At 75.1% G+C, this 587-nt stretch carries 1 protein-coding gene; it reads left to right on the top strand.

The annotated features are described in order from the left end of the window. The coding region (locus ACFQ4O_RS18195; RefSeq protein WP_378777852.1) for an aminopeptidase N C-terminal domain-containing protein at window positions 1–587 on the top strand (587 nt) is incomplete at both ends.

Below are 587 nucleotides of genomic sequence, written 5' to 3' on the forward strand. Positions count from 1 at the left end.
CGGGCGCCTATGCGCCCGACGCCGCCTCCGCCGGCCGGCGCGCGCTGAAGATCGCGGCGCTCGACCTGCTGGCCGCCGACGGCGCGGCCGAGGGCGTGGCCCGCGCCAAGGCGCTCTACGACGGCGCCACCAACATGACCGACCGCATCATGGCGCTGCAGATTCTGTCGCTGCACGAGAGCGAGGCCCGCGGGGACGCGCTCGCCGCCTTCGAGACGTCCTATGGCGACGACCCGCTGCTGATGGACAAGTGGCTGCTGATCCAGGCCGGAACGCCCCTGCCCGCCACGCTCGACCGGGTGAAGGCGCTGATGGCGGGGCCGCGCTTCGACATCCGCAACCCGAACCGGGTGCGCTCGCTGGTCGGCGCCTTCGGCGGCAACCCGACCCAGTTCAACCGCGCGGACGGCGCCGGCTACGCCTTCGTGGCCGAGACCGTGCTGACGCTCGACCGCATCAACCCGCAGGTGGCGGCGCGCATCCTCGGCGCGTTCAAGACCTGGCGCGCGCTGGAGCCCGGCCGCCGGGCCAAGGCGGAGGACGCCCTGCGCGGCGTCGCCGCCGCCTCCGGCCCGTCGCCGGACGTG

The organism is Methylopila musalis, assembly GCF_042679725.1.
Taxonomy (GTDB): Bacteria; Pseudomonadota; Alphaproteobacteria; order Rhizobiales; family Methylopilaceae; genus Methylopila; species Methylopila musalis.